The sequence below is a fragment of the Kaistella haifensis DSM 19056 genome, from assembly GCF_000735695.2.
In the GTDB taxonomy this organism is placed as follows: Bacteria; Bacteroidota; Bacteroidia; order Flavobacteriales; family Weeksellaceae; genus Kaistella; species Kaistella haifensis.
Genome location: NZ_JASZ02000024.1, coordinates 1 through 20,911, shown reverse-complemented (window position 1 = coordinate 20,911; position 20,911 = coordinate 1). Strand labels below are relative to the sequence as shown.

The 20,911-nt window shown below is 34.7% G+C and carries 18 protein-coding genes; 12 read left to right on the top strand and 6 right to left on the bottom strand.

What is annotated here, in order from left to right:
* Nucleotides 1-95: 95 nt before the first annotated feature.
* A complete protein-coding gene (locus tag AP75_RS10320; protein WP_088264569.1) occupies nucleotides 96-941 on the top strand; it encodes an RteC domain-containing protein in 846 nt (281 codons plus the stop codon).
* 155 nt (nucleotides 942-1,096) lie between these two features.
* Here AP75_RS10320 and AP75_RS10315 read toward each other — a convergent pair whose 3' ends face one another.
* Nucleotides 1,097-1,288 carry a hypothetical protein gene (locus AP75_RS10315; protein WP_034979470.1) on the bottom strand — a complete coding sequence of 64 codons (192 nt, stop codon included), beginning with the start codon at nucleotides 1,286-1,288 and terminating at the stop codon, nucleotides 1,097-1,099.
* A 147-nt stretch (nucleotides 1,289-1,435) separates the two neighbouring features.
* Here AP75_RS10315 and AP75_RS10310 point away from each other — a divergent pair, with 147 nt between their 5' ends.
* Genes AP75_RS10310 through AP75_RS10280 form a run of 7 tightly spaced genes read left to right on the top strand, consistent with a single transcriptional unit; the run spans nucleotide 1,436 to nucleotide 10,831 of the window.
* Nucleotides 1,436-2,161: a DUF6577 family protein gene (locus AP75_RS10310; RefSeq protein WP_088264567.1), complete on the top strand. Its 726-nt coding sequence runs from the start codon at nucleotides 1,436-1,438 to the stop codon at nucleotides 2,159-2,161.
* Between the two features lie 28 nt (nucleotides 2,162-2,189).
* Complete coding sequence (locus AP75_RS10305; RefSeq protein WP_031502545.1) at nucleotides 2,190-3,227, top strand: nucleotidyl transferase AbiEii/AbiGii toxin family protein; 1,038 nt, start codon at nucleotides 2,190-2,192, stop codon at nucleotides 3,225-3,227.
* A gap of 23 nt (nucleotides 3,228-3,250) precedes the next feature.
* Nucleotides 3,251-4,477, top strand: coding sequence for a hypothetical protein (locus AP75_RS10300; RefSeq protein WP_031502543.1), 1,227 nt, complete (start codon nucleotides 3,251-3,253; stop codon nucleotides 4,475-4,477).
* The gene (locus AP75_RS10295) at nucleotides 4,477-4,929 is read left to right on the top strand and encodes a three component ABC system middle component (protein ID WP_034978724.1); all 453 of its coding nucleotides are present in this window, start codon (nucleotides 4,477-4,479) and stop codon (nucleotides 4,927-4,929) included. Before AP75_RS10300 ends, AP75_RS10295 begins: the two co-directional genes overlap by 1 nt.
* Nucleotides 4,926-6,812 carry a DUF3732 domain-containing protein gene (locus AP75_RS10290; protein WP_088264566.1) on the top strand — a complete coding sequence of 629 codons (1,887 nt, stop codon included), beginning with the start codon at nucleotides 4,926-4,928 and terminating at the stop codon, nucleotides 6,810-6,812. The genes AP75_RS10295 and AP75_RS10290 overlap by 4 nt, the downstream gene beginning before the upstream one ends.
* A 5-nt stretch (nucleotides 6,813-6,817) precedes the next feature.
* Nucleotides 6,818-7,861, top strand: coding sequence for a nucleoid-associated protein (locus AP75_RS10285; RefSeq protein WP_088264564.1), 1,044 nt, complete (start codon nucleotides 6,818-6,820; stop codon nucleotides 7,859-7,861).
* Nucleotides 7,862-7,867: 6 nt separating this feature from the next.
* Complete coding sequence (locus AP75_RS10280; RefSeq protein WP_242589803.1) at nucleotides 7,868-10,831, top strand: DEAD/DEAH box helicase; 2,964 nt, start codon at nucleotides 7,868-7,870, stop codon at nucleotides 10,829-10,831.
* 258 nt (nucleotides 10,832-11,089) lie between these two features.
* Here AP75_RS10280 and secD read toward each other — a convergent pair whose 3' ends face one another.
* Together secD and hemN are read right to left on the bottom strand one after the other, a co-directional pair.
* Entirely contained in the window at nucleotides 11,090-14,011 is a 2,922-nt protein-coding gene (gene secD / locus AP75_RS10275; protein WP_088264563.1) for a protein translocase subunit SecD, read from the bottom strand.
* Between the two features lie 300 nt (nucleotides 14,012-14,311).
* On the bottom strand, nucleotides 14,312-15,673 hold the full coding sequence (gene hemN, locus AP75_RS10265; protein ID WP_031503618.1) for an oxygen-independent coproporphyrinogen III oxidase: 1,362 nt from the start codon (nucleotides 15,671-15,673) through the stop codon (nucleotides 14,312-14,314).
* A gap of 309 nt (nucleotides 15,674-15,982) precedes the next feature.
* Between hemN and AP75_RS10260 the strand changes: the two genes are divergently transcribed.
* Nucleotides 15,983-16,546: a Crp/Fnr family transcriptional regulator gene (locus AP75_RS10260; RefSeq protein WP_031503616.1), complete on the top strand. Its 564-nt coding sequence runs from the start codon at nucleotides 15,983-15,985 to the stop codon at nucleotides 16,544-16,546.
* Nucleotides 16,547-16,748: 202 nt separating this feature from the next.
* Nucleotides 16,749-17,426 carry a type 1 glutamine amidotransferase domain-containing protein gene (locus AP75_RS10255; protein WP_031503614.1) on the top strand — a complete coding sequence of 226 codons (678 nt, stop codon included), beginning with the start codon at nucleotides 16,749-16,751 and terminating at the stop codon, nucleotides 17,424-17,426.
* Between the two features lie 190 nt (nucleotides 17,427-17,616).
* Here AP75_RS10255 and AP75_RS10250 read toward each other — a convergent pair whose 3' ends face one another.
* From AP75_RS10250 to AP75_RS10240, 3 genes are all read right to left on the bottom strand, one after another.
* Nucleotides 17,617-17,910: a putative quinol monooxygenase gene (locus tag AP75_RS10250; protein ID WP_031503611.1), complete on the bottom strand. Its 294-nt coding sequence runs from the start codon at nucleotides 17,908-17,910 to the stop codon at nucleotides 17,617-17,619.
* 387 nt (nucleotides 17,911-18,297) lie between these two features.
* A complete protein-coding gene (locus AP75_RS10245) occupies nucleotides 18,298-18,867 on the bottom strand; it encodes a cysteine hydrolase family protein (protein WP_088264561.1) in 570 nt (189 codons plus the stop codon).
* A gap of 168 nt (nucleotides 18,868-19,035) precedes the next feature.
* Nucleotides 19,036-19,860: an alpha/beta hydrolase gene (locus AP75_RS10240; RefSeq protein WP_031503609.1), complete on the bottom strand. Its 825-nt coding sequence runs from the start codon at nucleotides 19,858-19,860 to the stop codon at nucleotides 19,036-19,038.
* A gap of 83 nt (nucleotides 19,861-19,943) precedes the next feature.
* Between AP75_RS10240 and AP75_RS10235 the strand changes: the two genes are divergently transcribed.
* Nucleotides 19,944-20,321 (top strand): winged helix-turn-helix transcriptional regulator, encoded by a 378-nt coding sequence (locus tag AP75_RS10235; protein WP_031503607.1) that lies wholly within the window; start codon nucleotides 19,944-19,946, stop codon nucleotides 20,319-20,321.
* Nucleotides 20,322-20,707: 386 nt separating this feature from the next.
* On the top strand, nucleotides 20,708-20,911 hold a 204-nt coding region (locus AP75_RS10225), incomplete at its 3' end, for a phage integrase N-terminal SAM-like domain-containing protein (protein ID WP_185116482.1).

Here is a 20,911-nt window from a genome sequence, read left to right as displayed (position 1 = left end):
TGTACAAATCATATAAACTAAAGAAATCTAAAGGTTATTCCGATGAATGACCTTTAGATATTTCTGTTTAATAAGCAATAAAAAAACTAATCGGAATGGCATCTTCATTAAATCATATTATCTCGGAGATACAGCGAAAAGAAAATGCAATTTCGCTGTCTGCACCTAATATAATTGATGAAGCTTACCAAATGACAATATACCTGCAAGAATTCTTGGGGTCGATAAAAGAGGATATTACAAAGCAAGGCTTTAAAAATCATTGGGAGGAAATCAATTTCTTTCGCAACATTAAGCCATACATCCTCTCCAAACTCATTTACCACAATAAGATATTTCGTATGCAGACAGCTTGCCCTGTTGACGGAGGGAAAATGCACGCAAGTTATTTTTCAGAACAATTACGGGAATTAAAAGAGGAATACAGGGGGCATATCTACAATTCAGATTTTCACAGATATTATCGTTCAGGAAGAACCGACCGTGATGAAACCTACTTTAGGTTAGGTAACATCAATTTTCACGATGGTCTGAACAGTTTTGTCTTTGAAATTGACCCGTTGTTTTCAACCTACTATGATTACAAGGTGGCTCGGATAATAGCCAACGAGTTACTCTACACCTACATACTCCAAAAAATCAACGATGATGAAATGGCAGGCTCTCTTTCTGCAAGGGATATTTCATCTGATGGTATCCGTTGGACGGATACCAAAAACGCCCTGATAGAACTGATTTATGCGCTGTATGCGAATGGCTCCCTTTCCTACGGTAAAATAGGAATTCGAAAAATCAGTTTGGTGTTGGAAAAACTGTTTCAGATTACCTTAGGGGATTTACACAATTCTTTCCATCGAATGAAATATCGTGCAGGTTCCCGAACCGCATTTTTAGACCAACTGAAATCTTCTTTGGAAGAATATATGGACAAAGATTTATAGAGGTGTCAAAAACAAACAAAAAGGGAAGCAAAGATAACGAAGCACGCATAATGGCTTCGCCACCCTTCGGGACTTATAGTGCTTCGTTATCTTATATCCGTTGGCAGAATGGCTTTCTTTTTTTTCTGTTTTTCTTTTGGAGTGAATTTTAAGAATTATTCATCTCTTTCTTTACCAGATGTCGGGTTATCTCTGGCATCAATCTGCCCATAATATTCCCTTAGCGTTGCATCCACAATTATCTCCACAATAAGGTCTATCAGACGGTCTTCTTTTTCTTTCTCCATCTGTTCATAAAACTTGTTTATATCCTCAAGGTTCTGTTCTGGCGTTTTACCCTTTTTCATAACATCTTATTTTAGACGTTAATTTACAGCAAAATCCAGACTTAAAACCTTGAAAAACAAAACTTAATTAAAATATAACTTTGATAAAATATATTTTTTATGCCGAACTTATATAAATTAGTGTTACATTTACCATAAAAAACTGTTTTGGCAGAAACGTTAGAAAAACATATCGGTCGCTATTTTAAGGAAAGTGAAAGACTTTCCAAGCAGAAGCTTGTGGAATCAATAAAAAAGGATTTCCCTACTTGGTCTGACAACACCATTAATATGTATCTGTCCAAGCTGAAAAAAGAAGGGGTTATAAATGCTCCCTCCAGAGGGATTTATGAAGTTGATGGACAAAAGCCTTTTCAGCCCAATATTTCAACCACGCTAAAAAGAATATTCAATAAGGTCAAGCGGGAATTTCCCTATATCAGTTTTTGTGTTTGGGATACCGTGTGGTTGAATGATTTTATGCGTCATCAACCTTTTAAGCATTATACCGTCGTGGAAGTTGAAAAAGATGCTTCCGAATCTGTATTCACGTTTTTAACGGACACTATTAAAAGCGTTTTCTTTAATCCTGATGAGGAAATATTTGACCGCTACATTCACAACCAAGATGAAGTCCTTATTGTGAAGAATATGGTTTCAGAACCTCCTTTGATAGAAAAAGACAAAATTATTATTCCTGCATTGGAAAAGTTATTGGTGGATATGTTGATTGACACATCACTTTTTTCAGCACAGCAAAATGAAAAGGAATTTATTATGCGGAGTGTAATGGAGAAATATACTTTAAATGAGTTAAAGATGCGTAGGTACGCTGTCCGAAGAAACAGAGAGGAAGAAATTGACGAACTGATAAATATAAGTTTGGCAAAATAAATTTATTTATGCCAATGATATATAAATTATGATAGACACAAAGTCATATATTATTGAATGGATCACCGACTTACGAAATAAGTTGGGGAAACGCATTGACCCAAAACTTATTGAAAAAGTAATATATGCTTTAACACTTTTGGAGCAATTGCAATTGAATAATCTAAATTTTGTGTTTAAAGGCGGAACGGCTCTGCTTTTAGCAACGGAAACGCCTAAGAGGTTTTCGATAGATATTGACATCATTACAGAAGAATCAGAGGATAAAATCAAGGAGATTTTAGCGAAGATAAGCCAATTGGAAATGTTTATCCGTTGGGAAGATGATAACGACCGAAAACATACGCCTGACGCACCCATTGGACATTTCAAGATGTTTTACAAAAGTGTGGTAGATGGTCATGAAGAACCGATACTATTAGATTTATTATACACTCCCAATCCATACCCTGAAACAAAAAAATATCTGATAAATCACAGTTGGTTGGCAACATCGGGCAAAGATACTACGGTTGTACTGCCAACGTTTGAGGCTATTTTAGGAGATAAGCTTACTGCATTTGCTCCAAAAACCACAGGCATATTATACTCAAAAAATCGTCCTGTCGAAATCATTAAACAGTTATATGATATTGGTTTTTTGTTTGACCAAATATCAGACCTTAACGTAGTAAAAGAAAGTTATTCGAGAGTGGTACAGGAGGAAATCGGCTATCGAAAGTTAAGTATTGATGCTGGCGAGGTATTGAAAGACACTTGGAATGCTTGTTATACCTTAGCAGAAAGAGATATGAAGTCTGATGAGTTCAAACACTTGCAGTTGGGTATTAAGAACTTCACGAATTTCATTATTGACCGTTTTTCAATCGAAGAAGCCATAACAGCTTCATCTAAAGTTGCCTATCTGACTTCATTACTGAATAAAGAAAATCAGGAAATAGAACGGTTTAAAAATCCATTGGAGATTAAGGATTGGCTGATTGAAGACCAGACGTACAACAAATTGAACAAGTTAAAAAAGACCAATCCGGAAGCATTTTTCTATTGGTATAAGAGTTTGAAATAGTTTAAGGATATAAATAGATTAATATGGACGAAACAAAATCCATACAGGAACAACATACGGCTGGAGCACAAGCAATAGGATTTGATTATCAATTCTATTATTTTATGTTATTAGCTCTTGAACTCCGACACGGACAGAAAGTCGGTTTTGAAGTGAAAGATGACGTACATATTGATAAAGCAGATGGAACAACCATTTTATTCCAAACAAAACATAGTGTTTTAACAAGTAGTAATGGGGCTATCCAAAATTTGACAACATTGGATAGTGACCTTTGGAAAACATTAAGTAATTGGACTAATTTCATCAAAAAAGGCAAAGAGAATTATCTCAATAAACACTCTTTTGTACTGGCAACTAACAAAAATGAAAATAGCAATCAATTCATTAACGCCCTTCATCAATTTAAGATTGACGAAGATATTGATAATATATTGGCAAAACTAAACGATATAAAGACGAAAACAAAAGATGAAACTTTACAAAAATACATTGAAAACTTAATTTCTCTTGATAAGACAAAATTGTCATCTTTTCTTTCAAAAATTTCAATTGAAACAGGTGTTGATGAAATAATAAAACGCATTAAAAATAAGCTACTTGAACTTTACAGAGAAAATCATATTGTTGAAACAATATATGATAGTCTATACTCAAACTTACAATTGTCAAAATATTTGGAAATAAAGTCAGGACAGAAGTTTGAAATTACCTTTGATGATTTCAATAAAAAATTTGGAAAATGTTTTAAAGTATCTACGGGAGTACAAAAACTTCCTACTCGAAATTTCCCTATTCTTCTTCCCGAAAATCCAGAAGAGCAAATTTTCATAAAACAATTACTTGATGTTGGCGAGATTCAAGCAGGTTCACAAGACGTGATAAAATACACAACATTGATGCTTAAATTTCTTCGACATTATACATATTGGTCTGATGAAGAGAATTTTATACTGTTTTCAGAAGCGGAGGATTTTAAGAAAGATAGTATAAGTAGATGGGATAATGAATTTAAAGGAAAGTATCGGCAAATTGAACGAAAAATAAGTTCGGGAACAACAATAGAAAGTTTGGAAAGTGAAATAAAAGATTTAAGTATTGGACTTGTTGAATATATCCGCAGGCTTGATTTATCAATTGGAGATTATTTACCATTGGGTGTAGATTTTACAAATGGACATTACTATTTACTGTCAAACAAGTTAGAAATTGGTTGGCACTTTGATTGGCAAAACAAGTATAAAGAATAATGAAAGAAATTTATTACACATATAACAATGAAGCTATTGCGAGTTGCATTCTTTTATCTGTACTGAACAAGGTTGATAAATTGGATGTTGCTCGTTCGTGTCTGATTTTACCATTTCTATTAGACGACCGAACAGTAAATTATTTAGCAAAAACTCAAGGGCAAAATTTGAGCATAGAACAACTCGTCAAAGACCAACCTCGATTATTTGTTTCTTTCAATAAGCGATATGTGTCATTATTACCAATAACCATTAATGCCTTGATGATTTTAAGTAAAAGCAATCAAATCATTATCGGAAGTGAGATTGTAAGAACCGAAACATTCACATTTGACAATGCGAATTTAGGAGGTCGATTTTCTAAAATAGAAAGTGTTATCCCTGATTTTATAGATATGCTTGAAAAATACACAACGTCAAAACTGTATAAAGTTTTAAAAATTCAACTATGAAATTTGTACTTCACGAAATAAAGCTATGGTTCAAAGATGCTGATGCCGAACTTAAAAATTACCAGTTTTTACCTGATAAAGTCAATGTTATTACAGGTGGCTCAAACACTGGAAAAACCAGTTTTTGGAATATTATAGATTATTGCCTTTTATCGGGAAAAGTAAATATCGCAAATACAATAAACGACAAAGTTTTATGGTTTGGGATACGTTTTTCTATCAATGACAAACAAATATCCATTGTGCGAAAAACACCTGATAAAGGTGCGGTATCTTCGGAAGTGTTTTTTAATTTAGGTTCTTTCCCTGATTATCCTGAAAGCAACAAAGAAATTGCAGAAATTAAATCAATATTAGATAGTGAATTTGGCATTACAGATACATTAAGATTTCCTTATGGCAAAGAGTTAGGTGGGACTTCTCTCAATCTTTCTTATCGCCATTTTTTGATTTTCAACTCTTTAACCGAAAACATCATTGGAGCACAGGAAACATACTTCGATACAACTTTTTACGGAAAAGAAGAATATGATAAAGCACTCAATCATATTTTCAACTTGGTAATCGGTGTTAATGATATGGCAAAAATCAAGGCTTCTGAACGACTAAAAGAAGTTAAAAGAGAAATAAGAAAGATACAAAATCAAGAAAAGGACAATCAAGGAAAAGTCAAAAATTTTGAGAATGAGATTCAGGTTTTGTTTGAAAAATGTAAGAAGTATAACTTTATAGAATATTCTGAACCCTTTGAAACGGTTGATACCGCAATTCCAATCATTCAGGACGTAATAACAAATACTCAAAAAGTAGCACAAAATTCAAATCTGTTTGGAGAATTAGACGAGCTAAACAAAAGAAGAATTGCAATACGCAGTCAGATTGATGCTATAAGTCAATATCAAAAAGAATATGAAGCATACAAAAGGAATTTGAATAAATCCGCTGACAGTTTACAGCCGATAGAATTTCTAAATGAAAAACTATCTGACCAATTAGTAGATTCATACGAAACAAAAGCATTTGTAGAGTCCTTAGAATCTTCCTTGAAAAGCATCAAAGAAAATCTATCCAAGAAAATTATCGAACCGATAAAGGTTACTGGCGATGCAAAAGAATTGAATAGACAATTTAAAGAAATTGAAAATAAAATTTCTAAACTGAATGAAATAAAGAAGAATTATTTGGCTGAAAGTCAGACAGAAGTTCAAAAATTCATTGTATTAGGAGAAATAAAACTCGCATTAGAGCAACTTTTAAAATTGGAGTTAGGAAAACCTATTGATAATATAAGGTTGAATATATTAACAGAAGAAAGTAAGGACTTGGCTAAAGTACCTACTGATACAAAACAAATAGAGTTCAATCTAAAAACCGAACTAAACAAAAGTATTCAACGCAATTTTAATCAATTAAAATCTTTACCAGCATACACAAATAGCAGGCTTGATTTTAATTCTGACAAAATGATTTTACAACTATATCCCGAAGGTCAATTGTTTCCTTTAGATAATGTTGGCAGTAAATCCAACTATATGTTTATGCACCTATGCGTTTATTTGGGTTTACACGAGCATCTAATAAATGTAAATCCAGAACATGTACCTCAATTCCTATTTATTGACCAACCAAGTATTCCATATTACGCAGGGAGTGATGAAATGCAAGGAAATGACGATAGGTCAAAACTAATAGATGCTTTTACGCTACTAAACTCATTTATTGAGTTCATTGTAAAAGAAAAAAACAATCATTTTCAAATATTTATGGTAGAACACGCTTCTAAAGATTATTGGATAAACAATAACTTGTCGCACTTCCATACTGTCGATGAATTTATAAATGGCAAAGGGCTTATTCCAAAAGAAATATACGGCAATAACTAAAATTTATGCAAAAAATTAACTTAGGTAAATTAAATAAATTAATTATCCATAACATTGGTAATAAAGGTAGTGCTGATGGGGTAAGGTTTTCTGATGAAATGACGAACTTTGAAAGTGTTGAAGAAATAATCAATAAGCTAATTGTCAGTAATTTTAAGTTCGATGAACTATACCAATTTCACTTTCTTCCTCATCTGGATTTGAATCCTGTATACTCTTTCGTTAGCTCGATTTTTAGTGACACAGAATATGAAAATTTTATAGAGCACTCTAAAAATGTGGGTAGATATCTCTATGATAAAAGTACGCATCCTCAAATTAAATCAGGAGAATTATGTGTGTTCTATATGAATGATAGCTCCATTGATGATGAGGTAACGGATTGTATTGGAATTTTCAAATCGGAGAATAAAGAAACGGTCTTAAAAATTGAAGATAAAAAAACAAGTTATGGATTGTCCGATGTGAGCGGAATAAACATACATAAGTTAGATAAAGGCTGTCTTATTTTTAACTTAGAAAAAGAGAAAGGGTATTTAGTTGCTCTTGTAGATAATACGAACAAAAACATAGAAGCTCAATATTGGAAAGATAAATTTTTAAGTGTTAAACCACAAAGAAATGAATATCATCAAACAAACGAATTCTTAGGGATTACAAAGCAATTTGTCACAAAACAATTGGATGAGGATTTTGACGTAAGCAAAGCCGACAAGATAGATTTTTTAAATCGTTCTGTTGATTATTTCAAAAAGAATGAAACATTTGACAAACAAGAATTTGAAGAAGAAGTTTTTGGAGATAGTAATGTTATAGAGTCATTTAGAAAATTTGACCAGACTTATCGACAAGAAAATGAAGTGGAGCTTGCTGACAGCTTTGAAATATCAGCCCAAGCTGTAAAAAAACAGGCACGTGTCTTCAAAAATGTACTTAAACTTGATAAAAACTTCCATATCTATATTCACGGAAACCGAGAAATGATAGAACAAGGCGTTGATGAAAATGGAAGAAAATATTACAAAATCTATTACGAAGAAGAGAATTAAGATTAAATGAATGAGTTTACTTCCAATAACATAGATATTTTCCGCTCCCTCTTCAAAGGCAGAGAAGACGTGTTTGCCGTTCGTTGGGAGAAATCAGGAAAATCGGGATATATGCCTTCCTGTCAATATGATCCATACCATTATCAGGTTCATAAGAGGAATGGCGGAACGTTTGCAAATTATCCACACAAAACGTACCTGCCACTTATTGATAATGAAATTCAAAAACACTTAAACGGTGTACAGCAAATTGGTATTTATCCCTTATTTAAAGACAATACCTCTTGGTTTTTGGTGGCTGATTTTGACAAACAAAATTGGAAAGAAGAAGCCGTAAGTTTCTTAAACGCTTGCAAGGAGAAAGACATTCCTGCTTATTTGGAGCGTTCCCGCTCGGGAAATGGCGGACACGTTTGGATATTTTTTGACAAACCTTATCCGTCTGTCAGAAGCAGAAAAGTTTTCATTTCTATTTTGGAACAATCAGGAGCATTTTCAATGTTTGACAAAAGCTCAAGTTTCGACAGATTGTTTCCTAATCAGGATTTTCTTTCGGGAAAAGGTTTGGGCAATCTAATTGCTTTGCCGTTTTTCAAACCTGCAATGGAGAATGGAAACAGTTGCTTTATTAACTCTGAAACTTTTGAGCCTTATCCCGACCAATGGCAATTCTTGAATGAAATTGAAAGGGTTTCGATTGGTGTATTGGACAATTTGCATCCGGAAGTTTTAACAATGCAAAATCTTCCAATTCCTAAAAACCATAATGGCAAACTATCCATTACACTTCAACAAAACATCCGAATTCAACGAGATGGATTAATAATACCACTCGTCAATTTTTTGAAAGAAGAACTGAACTTTGCCAATTCGGAATTTTTCATCAAGAAGAAATCGGGTAAAAATACTTTTGGGACAGAACGTTATTTTAAACTCGTGGAAGAAGCGGAAAATGAAGTCATCATTCCACGAGGCTTTATTGGTAAACTTTTGCGATTTTGCAAAGAACAAAACTTGGATTTTGATTTTCAAGACAACCGAAAACTAAAAGAAGAAATCTCATATTCGTTCAATGCTAATCTACGAAGTCATCAAGAAAAAGTTATTGAAGCGATTTCAAAAAAAGATTTTGGAGTTATCGTTGCTCCGCCAGGTTCAGGTAAAACGATTGTTGGTTTAAAGGTTATTGCTGATAAAAAACAACCTGCACTAATCGTTGTGCATCGCAAACAATTGTTGGAACAATGGCAGGAACGTGTTCAGGCATTTCTTGGAATTTCAAAACACGAAATCGGCATCATCGGACAGGGAAAAGTGAAGATTGGAGAGCAGATTACAATTGCAACTATTCAAAGTCTGCCGAAGCAAATTGAGCAAATCCAAAATCAATTCGGAACTATCTTGGTAGACGAATGTCATCATATTCCTGCCGAAACATTTCGCAATACCATTGAGAAATTAGAAACCTTTTATCTGTATGGATTGACGGCAACTCCTTTCCGAAAATACAATGACGACAAACTGATTTTTGCTTTTATTGGAGATATAATTTCGGAGATTGCTAACAACGAAATTGAAAATTTCAAACACGCCCAAATCATTGTAAGGAATACAGATTTGGATGTTCCTTTCAGTTCTAAAACGGATAATTTTGAAACGCTTTCAAAGATTTTGGTTCACGATTCAGAACGAAACAAGCTCATCCTGAACGACATCAAAAACGAACTTTCCAAAGGAAAAAGAATTACCATTATTACAGAAAGAAAAGAACATATTGATACACTTTACCTTTTTCTGAAACAATCTTACGAAGTCATTACGTTAAGTGGAGATGACACTGAAAGCAACAGAAAATCCAAATGGCAAACTTTACAGCAAGGTAATTTTCAGATACTGATTACCACAGGACAATACTTTGGTGAAGGCTCGGATTTGTCAAATATTAGTTCTCTGTTTTTGGTATATCCGTTTTCTTTTAAGGGTAAACTAATTCAATACATTGGTCGAGTACAACGTTCGGAAATCAACCCAACTATTTATGATTATCGGGATATCAAAATTGACTACCTGAACAAGTTGTTTTTAAAACGGAACACGTATTATCGTCAAATAGCCAAACAAGCAAGTCTATTTGATGAACCAACCGAATTTACTCCTGAGAGACAAAGTATAGTTATCGAAAAGCAAATCAAAATAGCGATTGAAGATTTGGATTTCAGATACGGCAATGTTGGCTTTGAATACATTGATAAAGAAAGTAATCAACGGTTTGATTTTGAAATCGAAAACGAAGAGTTCAGACCTGAATTTGAAGTGTTGAAACCTTATTTCATCAAGGTTTTGAAATCAAAATCCGTTATGATTGATATTTATGCCGAAATTGAAAATGGAGTGACTTTATCGCAATTAGCAACATCATCCAACATTGAAAGCATCAATAAAGAAATCGTTGAAAGTGTAAAGTTTCAGTTTCTGAACAAGAGTTTTATCGGTCAAATTCCGACTTCAAAACAAAATATGCTCACAACGAATGAATTGCCGAAAAATCAAAATATCTATACCAATGCCGAAAATGTTTTGGAAGACTTACTGAAAGGGAAGCAATATAAACATTCACGGCACATTCAGTTTTTGGCTGAAAGACACGAACGAAATGTAATGAAATTACGGTTTGTTTTACAGCCGTTTTCATTCGTCTTTCTGTTGGAAGGAGAACAAAACTACCACATCATTTTAGAAACTTTAGACACCGAAGAAGCAACCTATATCTGGCATACAGAAAAAAGCAAATCAGTTTTGATTGACACCATAAAACAAATTGATAAAGAATTGAACATCATCAGAGAAAAAGGAAGACAAGCCTATTTAGAAACCAATCCATCAAATTTTTCAAGAATTGTCCACGATTATTCTAATGACAATAATGGGTTTACGATTTGGAAAGGACAATTGGAAGAACGGTTGATGTAAGAAATCGTTAATCTCTATTTGTATTTTTCAATAATTTAAGCATCGATATTTATGGTACAATATCATTTTGTATATTTGCTATGAGCTAACGGAAAGGTGTCGAAAAGCAAAGCAATAAGAACCGTTACTAAATCGTTACCTGACTTCTTTGATTATCTCTATAAATGCTTATTATTCAACTGAAACAGCTTTTTCCTGAAAACTTTAAAATAAAAATGTCCCTCTTTCGAAGGACATTATATAGAATTTAAAAACGGATTAAGCTTTTTTTGCTTTCTCTACTACTTCTTTATCGATAGAAGATTTTCCGTGTACAGCTTCTTCTTTTCCTTTCCCTTTCAGGAAGTCGTAGGCAATTGCCGAAGCGATAAAGATCGAAGAGTAAGTACCGAATGCTATACCCAATAGCAAGGCAAACATAAATCCTCTCAGGTTATCTCCACCGAAAATAAAGATGGCAAGAATTACCAAAATGGTAGTAAACGAGGTGTTAAACGTTCTACCTAAAGTACTCGAGATTGAATCATCAAACAGACCTGCTAAAGTAAGCGATTTTTTCTCTCTTAAATACTCACGGATTCTGTCGAATACAATTACCGTATCGTTAATCGAATAACCCAAAACGGTAAGAATCGCAGCGATAAAATCCTGGTTGATCTCCATATTGAACGGCATATATTTATGAAGGAATGAATATACCCCCAAAATAATAATCGCATCGTGAGCCAGACCAACAACCGCTCCTAAAGAGAACTGCCATTTGCGGAATCTCAATAGGATATAAAGGAAAATACCAGCCAAAGCAGCAATTAGTGCAAAAGTTCCTCCTGTTTTGATATCATCCGCTACGGTAGGACCAACTTTAGTTGAAGACACAATACCCGCATGGTCTTTGTCAGCAGATTTGAAATCCTGCAAAGTCATGTTCGCCGGAAGTTCTGATTTCAAACCTTCAAATAATTTTTCTTCAATCGTTTGATCCGCTTTCAAGGATTCATCATCGATCAAATAATCGGTTGAAATTTTCAGTTGATTATCGTTACCGAAAGTTTTCGCTTCTACAGAAGAGTTTTTGTTATCAGCAGTTTTGAAGATTTTCAATAAGTTTTCTTCTACTTTATTTCCATCAACCGGTTTTTCGAATCTTACTACATAATTTCTACCTCCTGTGAAATCGATTCCGTATTTAAATCCGTTGGTGAAGATTGAAATTAAACTTGCAACAGTAAGAACAGCTGAAATGATGTAAGCATATTTTCTTTTCCCGATGAAATCGATCCAGACATTTCTGAAGAGATTTTTGGTTGGAGCAGTCCAAACTGAAAGTCCTTTTCCTTTGTTAAGTCTTGAGAAAATCATTACTCTAGAAAGCAATACCGAAGTAAAGAAGGTCATCAAGATACCGATAATTAAGGTTACCGCAAAACCTTTGATTGGTCCTGTTCCGAATATGTACAACACCACCGCAGTAAGAATCGTGGTAAGGTGACCATCGACAATCGCAGAAAGTGCATGTTTGAAACCATCTTTATAAGCTTCCAGAATGCTTTTACCAGCGAAAAGTTCTTCTTTGGTTCTTTCATAAATAATTACGTTGGTATCCACCGCCATCGCCATTGACAATACAATACCCGCAATCCCAGGAAGTGTAAGTGTAGCATCCACAGAATCCATGATTCCAAAAATGTAGAAAAGGTTAATAACCATTGCAATTACCGCATAAACACCGGCTCCACCGTAATAGAAAATAATATAAGCAATGATGATTAAGAAAGCTATACCAAACGAAAGCATTCCCGCGTTGATCGACTCCTGACCTAATGAAGGTCCTACAACATCTGCCTGCACGATTTTCGCACTTGCGGGCAATTTACCGGCACCTAAAACATCTACCAAATCCTGAGCTTCCTGCTGAGAGAAGTTCCCGGAAATCTGAGTTCTTCCGTTTGGAATTTCGTTTACTACGTTTGGAGCGGTATAAACCACGTTATCCAAAGTTACTGCAACCGGTTTGTTTACGTTTTTCCCGGTAAGTGTTTTCCAGTCTTTAGAACCTTTAGAGTCCATTTGCATATCCACCACCACTCTTCCAAGTTCATCATAGTTCACTCTTGCAGATTCTACCGCACCGTCAACCGGAGCTTTTTGGGTAATGTTTCCGCGGATCGCATACAATACCAAGTTATTTGGGTCTGTCGCTTCTGGCTTATAACCCCACATAAATTGGGTATATTTAATGTTTGCCGGACGAAGATTTTTTGCTATATCAGAATTTAAAATTTTATTAACAATCGCGGTATCCGAAACTTTAATGTTCGCTACTCCATTGGCTCTAAGGGTATTCAACTGAAGCATGTTGATCAGATTGGTATTTTTAGCAACTCCAATAGAATCTCCGCTTGCTGCGATTACAGTATTTAATTGTTGGAAATATGGATATACTTCTTGTGCTTGCTGTACTTCCCAAAACTGAAGTTTAGCAGAAGTTTGCAACATTTTCTTAACCCGATCAATGTCTTTAATTCCAGGCATTTCTACAGAAATTCTTCCCGTTCCCGGTACTCTTTGTACGTTCGGTTGGGTAACACCCATTTTATCAATACGGGTACGAATAACTTCGTAAGCAGAACCTTCCGCTGCTTCAATTTTTCTTCTGATGATATTTTTAACCTCATCGTCGGAAGAGTTGTATTTGATTTCAGATAAATTGGTATTCCCAAAAATTTCAGGATCTGCAAGTTTCAGGTTGGTATTTTTCTCTTTGTTCACCAAATCGAATTGTACGAAGAAATTCTCGATATAATTCTTGGTAGAGTTTTTCTGCACTGCATCTGTTCTGTTTAGCGCTTCCTGAAGAATCGGATTCGGTGAATAATTGGTTAAGCCATTTACTAAATCTCTTTGGTTGATTTCAAGCAAAACGTTGATCCCTCCTTTCAAATCGAGACCCAATTTCATTTCCTTTTCCTTGGCTTTGGTATAATAAAGCTTAGTAAAACCGAGATTCAGGGTGTCTTGAGAGAGTCTGGCTATTTCTTTTTGATACTTTGCCGGGTTGTCTCCAGCAAGTTCTGCCGCTTGCTTTTCAACTTTACCAGCATACCAAGTTGGCAGCAATTCGTTAAGACAAATAAGTCCTAAAATAACCGCAACCAGCGTAATAAGTCCTTTTCCTTGCATTGTTAATAGTTTACAATATTAAAATTATAGTCGGCAAATATAATGATTTTAAGAAGAATTAAGAATTTTTTAACAAAAGAATTTGCTTTGATTTTTTTAAATAGAAAAAACCCAAAAAACATGCGTACATCGTGGTCAAATTGCGATATCTTATCATTTTTATTTAATTCAAGAAAAATAAATATGGGTATCACTCGCTACTAAATTCTTTGAAAAATATAATTCATCGCTGCACTTTTCGGCGTGCATGGAAAACCGAAAATCAAGGATGAATTTCAAAAAATAATTTCGCAACCTCGATTAAATGGTCATGGAGAAAATTCTGGTTTCCGGCTTGTTGCGCATCATTCTCAGGTCGAAAGTCATCGCTACATTTCTAGTAAAAGCGCGACCTTGTTCGGTAATTTTTATTGAATTTTTTGAAAGAACTACCAAACCGTCAGCTTCCATTTCCTTTAAAGATTCCAGTGCATGTTGAAGTTCCGGAAAATCGGTCGTTGCATCCCAAGAAGTTTCGAGGCGACACATCAAATTGAGAATATGTTGACGCACCAAAAGATCTTCCTGATTTAAAATATGACCTCTAAACACAGGAATTACTCCCTCTTCTACCCTTTTTTGATAAGCTTCCACGGTTTTTTCGTTTTGTGCAAATGCATACCACGAATCCGAGATGGCGCTCATTCCCAAACCAACCATCAATTGGGTTTTGCTGGATGAATAGCCCATGAAATTTCGGTGAATATCTCCGGAAATCATGGATTGATACAGGTCATCATGCTCCAAGGCGAAATGATCCATTCCCACTTCGATATAGCCCAATTCTTCCAAGAGTTTTTTTCCGTTTTCGTAGAGTTTTCTTTTCTCTTCACCACTTGGCAAATCGTTTTCATCAAAACCTCTTTGTCCAACCCCTTTAATCCACGGAACGTGTGCATAAGAATAGAAAGCCAATCGGTCCGGTTTCAGTTCCAAAGTCTTGCGGATCGTATATTCCATTTTTTCCCAATTATGAAAAGGAAGTCCGAAAACCAAATCGTGGGAAACGCTTTTATAACCGATTTCTCTAGCCCAATTGGTCACTCTTTCTACATTTTCGAAAGGCTGAATTCGGTTGATCGCTTTCTGAACTTGTGGATCATAATCCTGTACCCCGAAACTGCATCTTCTGAAGCCTAAATCGTATAAAGTTTGCAAATGCGCTTTTGTAGTATTGTTCGGATGTCCTTCAAATGAAAATTCTGGATTTTCAGCAATTTCTGCGTGCGCGAATATTCCTTCCAATAAAATTTTGAGATTCTCTGGCGAGAAAAATGTTGGCGTGCCACCACCCAAATGAAGTTCTTTGATTTTCGGTTTTTTACCAAATAATTGCAGATACAATTTCCATTCTTTCAATATGCTTTCCAAATAAGGTGTTTCCACAGAATGTTGCTTGGTAATGCGTTTATGACAAGCGCAAAACGTACAAAGTTGCTCGCAAAACGGCAAGTGAATATAGATAGAAATCCCTTCAGCATCGTTGCTTTCGTTGAAAGATCTGCTGACCGATTGCTGCCACAAATCCGCGGTAAAAGCCGCTTCGTCCCAAAAAGGAACAGTAGGATAAGAAGTATAACGTGGCCCGGGAATATTATATTTATTGATGAGAGAAGTATTCATGATGCAAAAGTAGGAAATTTATTTCCTTTGCTTTACTGATTAATGTCAACTGAAAAATTGCATATCATGAAATTTTACTTTCGATGGAATTTACCTCATCGTTTTATTTTTTTTTATGCAGTCGTTGATTGGTAATTCATTCTTTTCCGGTATTGACATGATTCTATAGCTTCTAATTTTCTCTACCAATCCATAAGAATTCCATCTACCCTATTTAAAAAATCCATCAAGAGCGATGGATTTTTTGGTTTCAATAGTTTACATTTGGAGTCAACAATTCTTTTGTTTGCAATTAAGAATGATAAAAATATGAGTGAGATTTTAAGACGTCAAATTGAGAAAATTACGCCACTAACTGACCAAGAGTTCGAGTATATTCTGTCTCATTTTACCTTGAAAAAATTTAAAAAGCATCAGATTTTAATTCAAGAAGGAGATGCGGTACAAAATGATTATTTTGTGATGAATGGTTTGTTAAAAGCATCATACCTGAATAAAGAAGGGAAAGAGCACATCATGCAATTTTCAATGGAAGATTGGTGGATTACCGATTATCAAGCGTATTTTAATCAAACTGAAGCTACTTTTACCATTGATGCATTAGAATCTACCGAAGTACTTACTTTGTCTCTCTATAACCGAGAGAAACTCTGTGCAGATATGCATAAAATAGAACATTTTTGCAGGAAAAAGTCTAATAATGGTTATATCGCGCTCCAAAGAAGGATTTTGTCTCTGCTGAATAGCAATGCCAAAGAACGCTACGAACAATTTATTTCTCAATATCCCACACTTTTACAACGGTTGCCCAAAACATTAATCGCTTCATATTTAGGTGTTTCCAGAGAAACCTTGAGTCGGCTTTCGGTGTAATGGGATGTAGGTCACAAAAAAGTTGTGAGGTAGGTCCTGTTGTTTGTGGGGAGGTGCATTTACCTTTGCACTATCAAATCATTAAAAAATCAACAGTAATATGAATCACAACAAGTTTTTATCCAATATTATTTTCTTAACGGGTTGTATTCTTTTTTTAGGGATTAATATGATAAATGCACAAACAATAAAATCTAACAAAATGAGCAAAAAAGTATTATTCGTGGTTACGAGCCACGGCGAATTAGGAAACACTGGTGAATCTACCGGTTATTATTTAGGTGAAGTTACGCATCCTTGGGCTGTATTAGTAGATGCTGGTTACGAAATAGATTTCGTGAGTCCAAAAGGTGGAAACCCGCCGTATTATGGAAATACTCCAGATGATAAGGTTAATGAAAGATTTTTGGCAGATGAATATTATCAAAATAAAATTCAGAACACCATGACGCCTTCAGAAGTAAATCCTGATGAATATGTGGGGATTCTTTATGCTGGAGGTCACGGTACGATGTGGGATTTTGCAGATAATGAAGAATTAGCAGTAATCGCACAAAAAATCTACGAAAAAAATGGAATCGTAAGTGCGGTTTGTCACGGTCCTGCTGGATTGGTGAATATTAAACTCAGCAATGGAAAATATTTGGTAGATGGCAAAAAAATCAATGCTTTCACCAACGAAGAAGAAGCTGCTGTGAAATTAGATGAAGTGGTTCCATTTAGATTAGAATCTAAATTAATAGAACGCGGAGCCAAGTTTGAAAAATCTGGTTTATGGCAAACTCACGTTACCGTAGACGAAAGAGTGGTAACAGGACAAAATCCTCAATCTGCTCATGCAGTTGGCGAAGCTGTTTTAGAAGAACTTAAAAAACTCTAATAGTTAAGAATACAAAAGAGACTGTTTTCAGTCTCTTTTTTTTGTGCTCAATTGAAATTTTATTCGAATAATCAAGATAAAACTTTTATACATAGCAAAGGTTCAACCTTTCACAAAATGATATAAAAAAATGGAGCCGGGGGAAATGCCTGGCTCCATTTAATTGTATTAAAAATTAGTGTTCGATTGCTTACTTTACTGCTAGTAGATCTACCATTTCAAGTACAGGTTCTTTAGCAAGTAATTCAGAAGCATTGGCCATTAAAGCCTTTGCAATCTCACCATTCAAGTGAGCATCTCTTGCATCTGTAGTTTCGAACGTATCGAATATACCAAAAGTAGAAGGGCCAATTTGTAAAGCATACCATCTTACGGTTCCTGGCTCACCTTCCGCAAGCGGCAAAGCTGACTTTAGGAACTCCAATACTTCATTTTCTTTACCCGGTTTTGCTTCTACTCTAGCTAATATTGCAAACTTTTCCATAATTTAAAAATTTAATGTTATTAAGAGTGTTCTTCAACTCTTTCTAACAAAATAGGTTTTACTAACCAATCTAAAAACACAAAAGATGTTAAATAACGTTAATGTTGATCATCGAAAATCAGCCTTTTTTCTAATGTTCTCTGCCATAAGAATTTGTTCATGATAAAGTGATTCACATTAATGATAATTAAATAATTGCTAAAGGATCACGCACATAAAAAAGAGACCTTTCTCGAAGTCTCTTCAATCTCGTTAAAAACTTTTTACTAGAAACCAGAAATGCGCGAAAAACTTCCAAAGCTTCCGTTCAACGGGCTTTCATTTCTTGTCTTGCAGACAAAACGAAAGCTTAGTTATTGTGCGTTCGCTTTTCTTCTCAATGGTTTCCTAAATATTTTGTTTTAAAAACTCTGTGGTTACTACAGTTGCAAACTCACCATTCAAACTTGCCAAAGCAGTTTCGTGAATTATTTCCGCTGAAAAATTTTGTCCGTCAAGTCCTTTTTTGTTAAATGTCGCAGTCGCATCAGAAACTAAAAAGGTGTCAAACCCAAAATTTCCTGCCATTCTTGTTGTCGTTGAAACACAATGGTCTGTTGTTAAGCCAACAATTACAAGTGTCGTTATTTTCTCTTTGTCAAGTCGCTCTTTTAGGTCTGTCCCTATAAATGCACTATTCACATTTTTTTTGATAATTGGTTCTTCGCCAACAGGTTTTACAATGTCCTTAAATTCGTTCCCTTCGTTGGTCTCGTTTAGTAAAGAAGTCGGCTTTGAAGAACAATGTTGAATGTGAAAAATTGGAAGTTGATTTTTTCTCCAAAGGTTCAAAAGTTCTCCTGCGTTATTTTCTGCGTCAAGATTGTTTCTTTGTCCACCCCAATATTCTACATTGTCAAACCCTTTTTGAATATCGATTAAAATTAGTGCTGGTCTGTCTGATTTTGAAATGCTCATTTATATTTATATTTTTGTTAACCTATTTTGGTACGATGCACTTTCTAAAGTGACGCACAACGTGCCGGCAGCTTGGCGAAGGAGCGGATTAAATGCACAAATGTTCAACTTAGACGATACCCGCTCTTTTGCCAAACTGCTTGTTACCTACAGGCTGTGTTTCGATTTCTATTTTGTCAAATGTTGTTGAAAATATACGAAATGATGTTCAATGGACTTGTTCCAATATTCAGTGTTATGGTCGCCTGGCTGACTTATAAAAGTTGTTGGAATTTTTAATTTGTCAGTTAGTTTTTTTAAGTTTTCAGAGTTTGGATATAAAACGTCTTCTGTTCCGCAATCAAAAATGAACTGTTTTTTAAAGTCAGAATTTTGTTCCAAAAGTATTGATATGCTGTAATTGTTCCAATTTTCAGTTTTTGGATTTCCAAGATGTTTTGTCAAGTCATTTGTCATTCTGTTTGTCTGCCAAAATTGTTGACTTACTTTCTGAAAATTCGGATAATCAATTTCCAAAGCTCCGCTTGTAGAACCTGCGGTATTGAAATAGTCAGAATGTAAAATAAAATACCTTAAAGCTCCATAACCTCCCATACTCAAACCGCTGATGAAAATATTTTTATTGTCAATATTGAAAGATTGATGAACTTTAGGAACCAATTCGTTAAAGAAAAAATCTTCGTATCGTGAAACTTTGTTTATCGGACTGTTGATATAATATGAAGTAAATCCGTCTGGTGTAACAATGATGAAACCGTATTGGTTGGACAATTTTTGTAAGTCCGCTGTTTGCGACCATTGTTTGTAATTTTCGCTATATCCGTGAAGCAAATAAACCAAAGGATATTTTTCAGTTGCATTATATGTTTTCGGTTTGAAAATTAGAACGGTGTCGGGTTTAGCTAAATGTTCCGATTTTAAAATCCATTTTTCCTGTGCTTTGATTGATACGCTCATCATAAATGTGAGTACTATGATTATCAGTTGTTTCATTTTTGTAATTTTGTGGCAAAGTTCTGCAAACGTTTTCAAGTCTGCAACAACGAACAAAATTGTTAGTCCTAATTCTATGTGTTATGAGAAAAGAAAATTCAACCAATTCAATAAATGAGCAATTTTTATTTCAGGTTTGCGAGTTAAATTCAGCAATAGCAATGATTAGCGGACGTTGGAAATCACAAATTGTTTATTCGATTTCGCAGGGAAATAATCGTTTTCATTTGTTAAAAAAGGAATTGCCTAATATTTCTGAACAAGTTTTAGGTCGTCAACTCAAAGAATTGGAAACTCACGCAATAATTGTCAAGAAAGAAATTCCCGAAACAATTCCTTTCGGAATAGAATATATTTTAACCAACAAAGGATTAGATTTAGTTCCTATTTTAGAAAATCTTTGCGATTGGGGAAAAACTTACGCAGACGGAAAAGAAATTTCAGTTTGTTCTATTTCGTAATTTTCTTTTGATGACGGTTTTCTTGCAGGTAACGGAAAACGGCTTTGTGAAGGCTGGGCTAAGAAGTTCAAAATTTTCTATAATCACGAACCTGAGCAAAAACTTTTTCCATTTTTTAAAATTACAAAAAAAAATTAAAAATGGAAAAGTTTTGCGACTAGAAATGCGAAAATCTTCAACGCAAGAGCCTTTAATACCCCGCTTTTGCAAAACCGATTTTGAACTAAACCTCCGGTAGCTTTTCCCATTCGCCGTTTTAGTAATTTTGTTTTTATTAGCCCTTAAAAAACATATAAAATGGCTACAAAAAAAAATCTACTGAGGATTTAAGAACAAACAAATTCCTTAATCGTGCCTCGAGCGAAGTTAACGGTTTTGCCGAACTTCTGCAACGCTTCGAAAGAAATATTTCCATCCTGGGCAGAAGCAAGCGTACCTTCGACAATTATTCCCGTCACGTTGCAGCCTTAGCGCTTCATTTCGGTAAAGTCCCTACCGAATTAGACCCGGAAGACATCAAAGATTACCTTTTTGAACTTCAAAAGCGATCAAAAACCCCTTCTCAGTCGTACTTTAAACATACCGTTTAC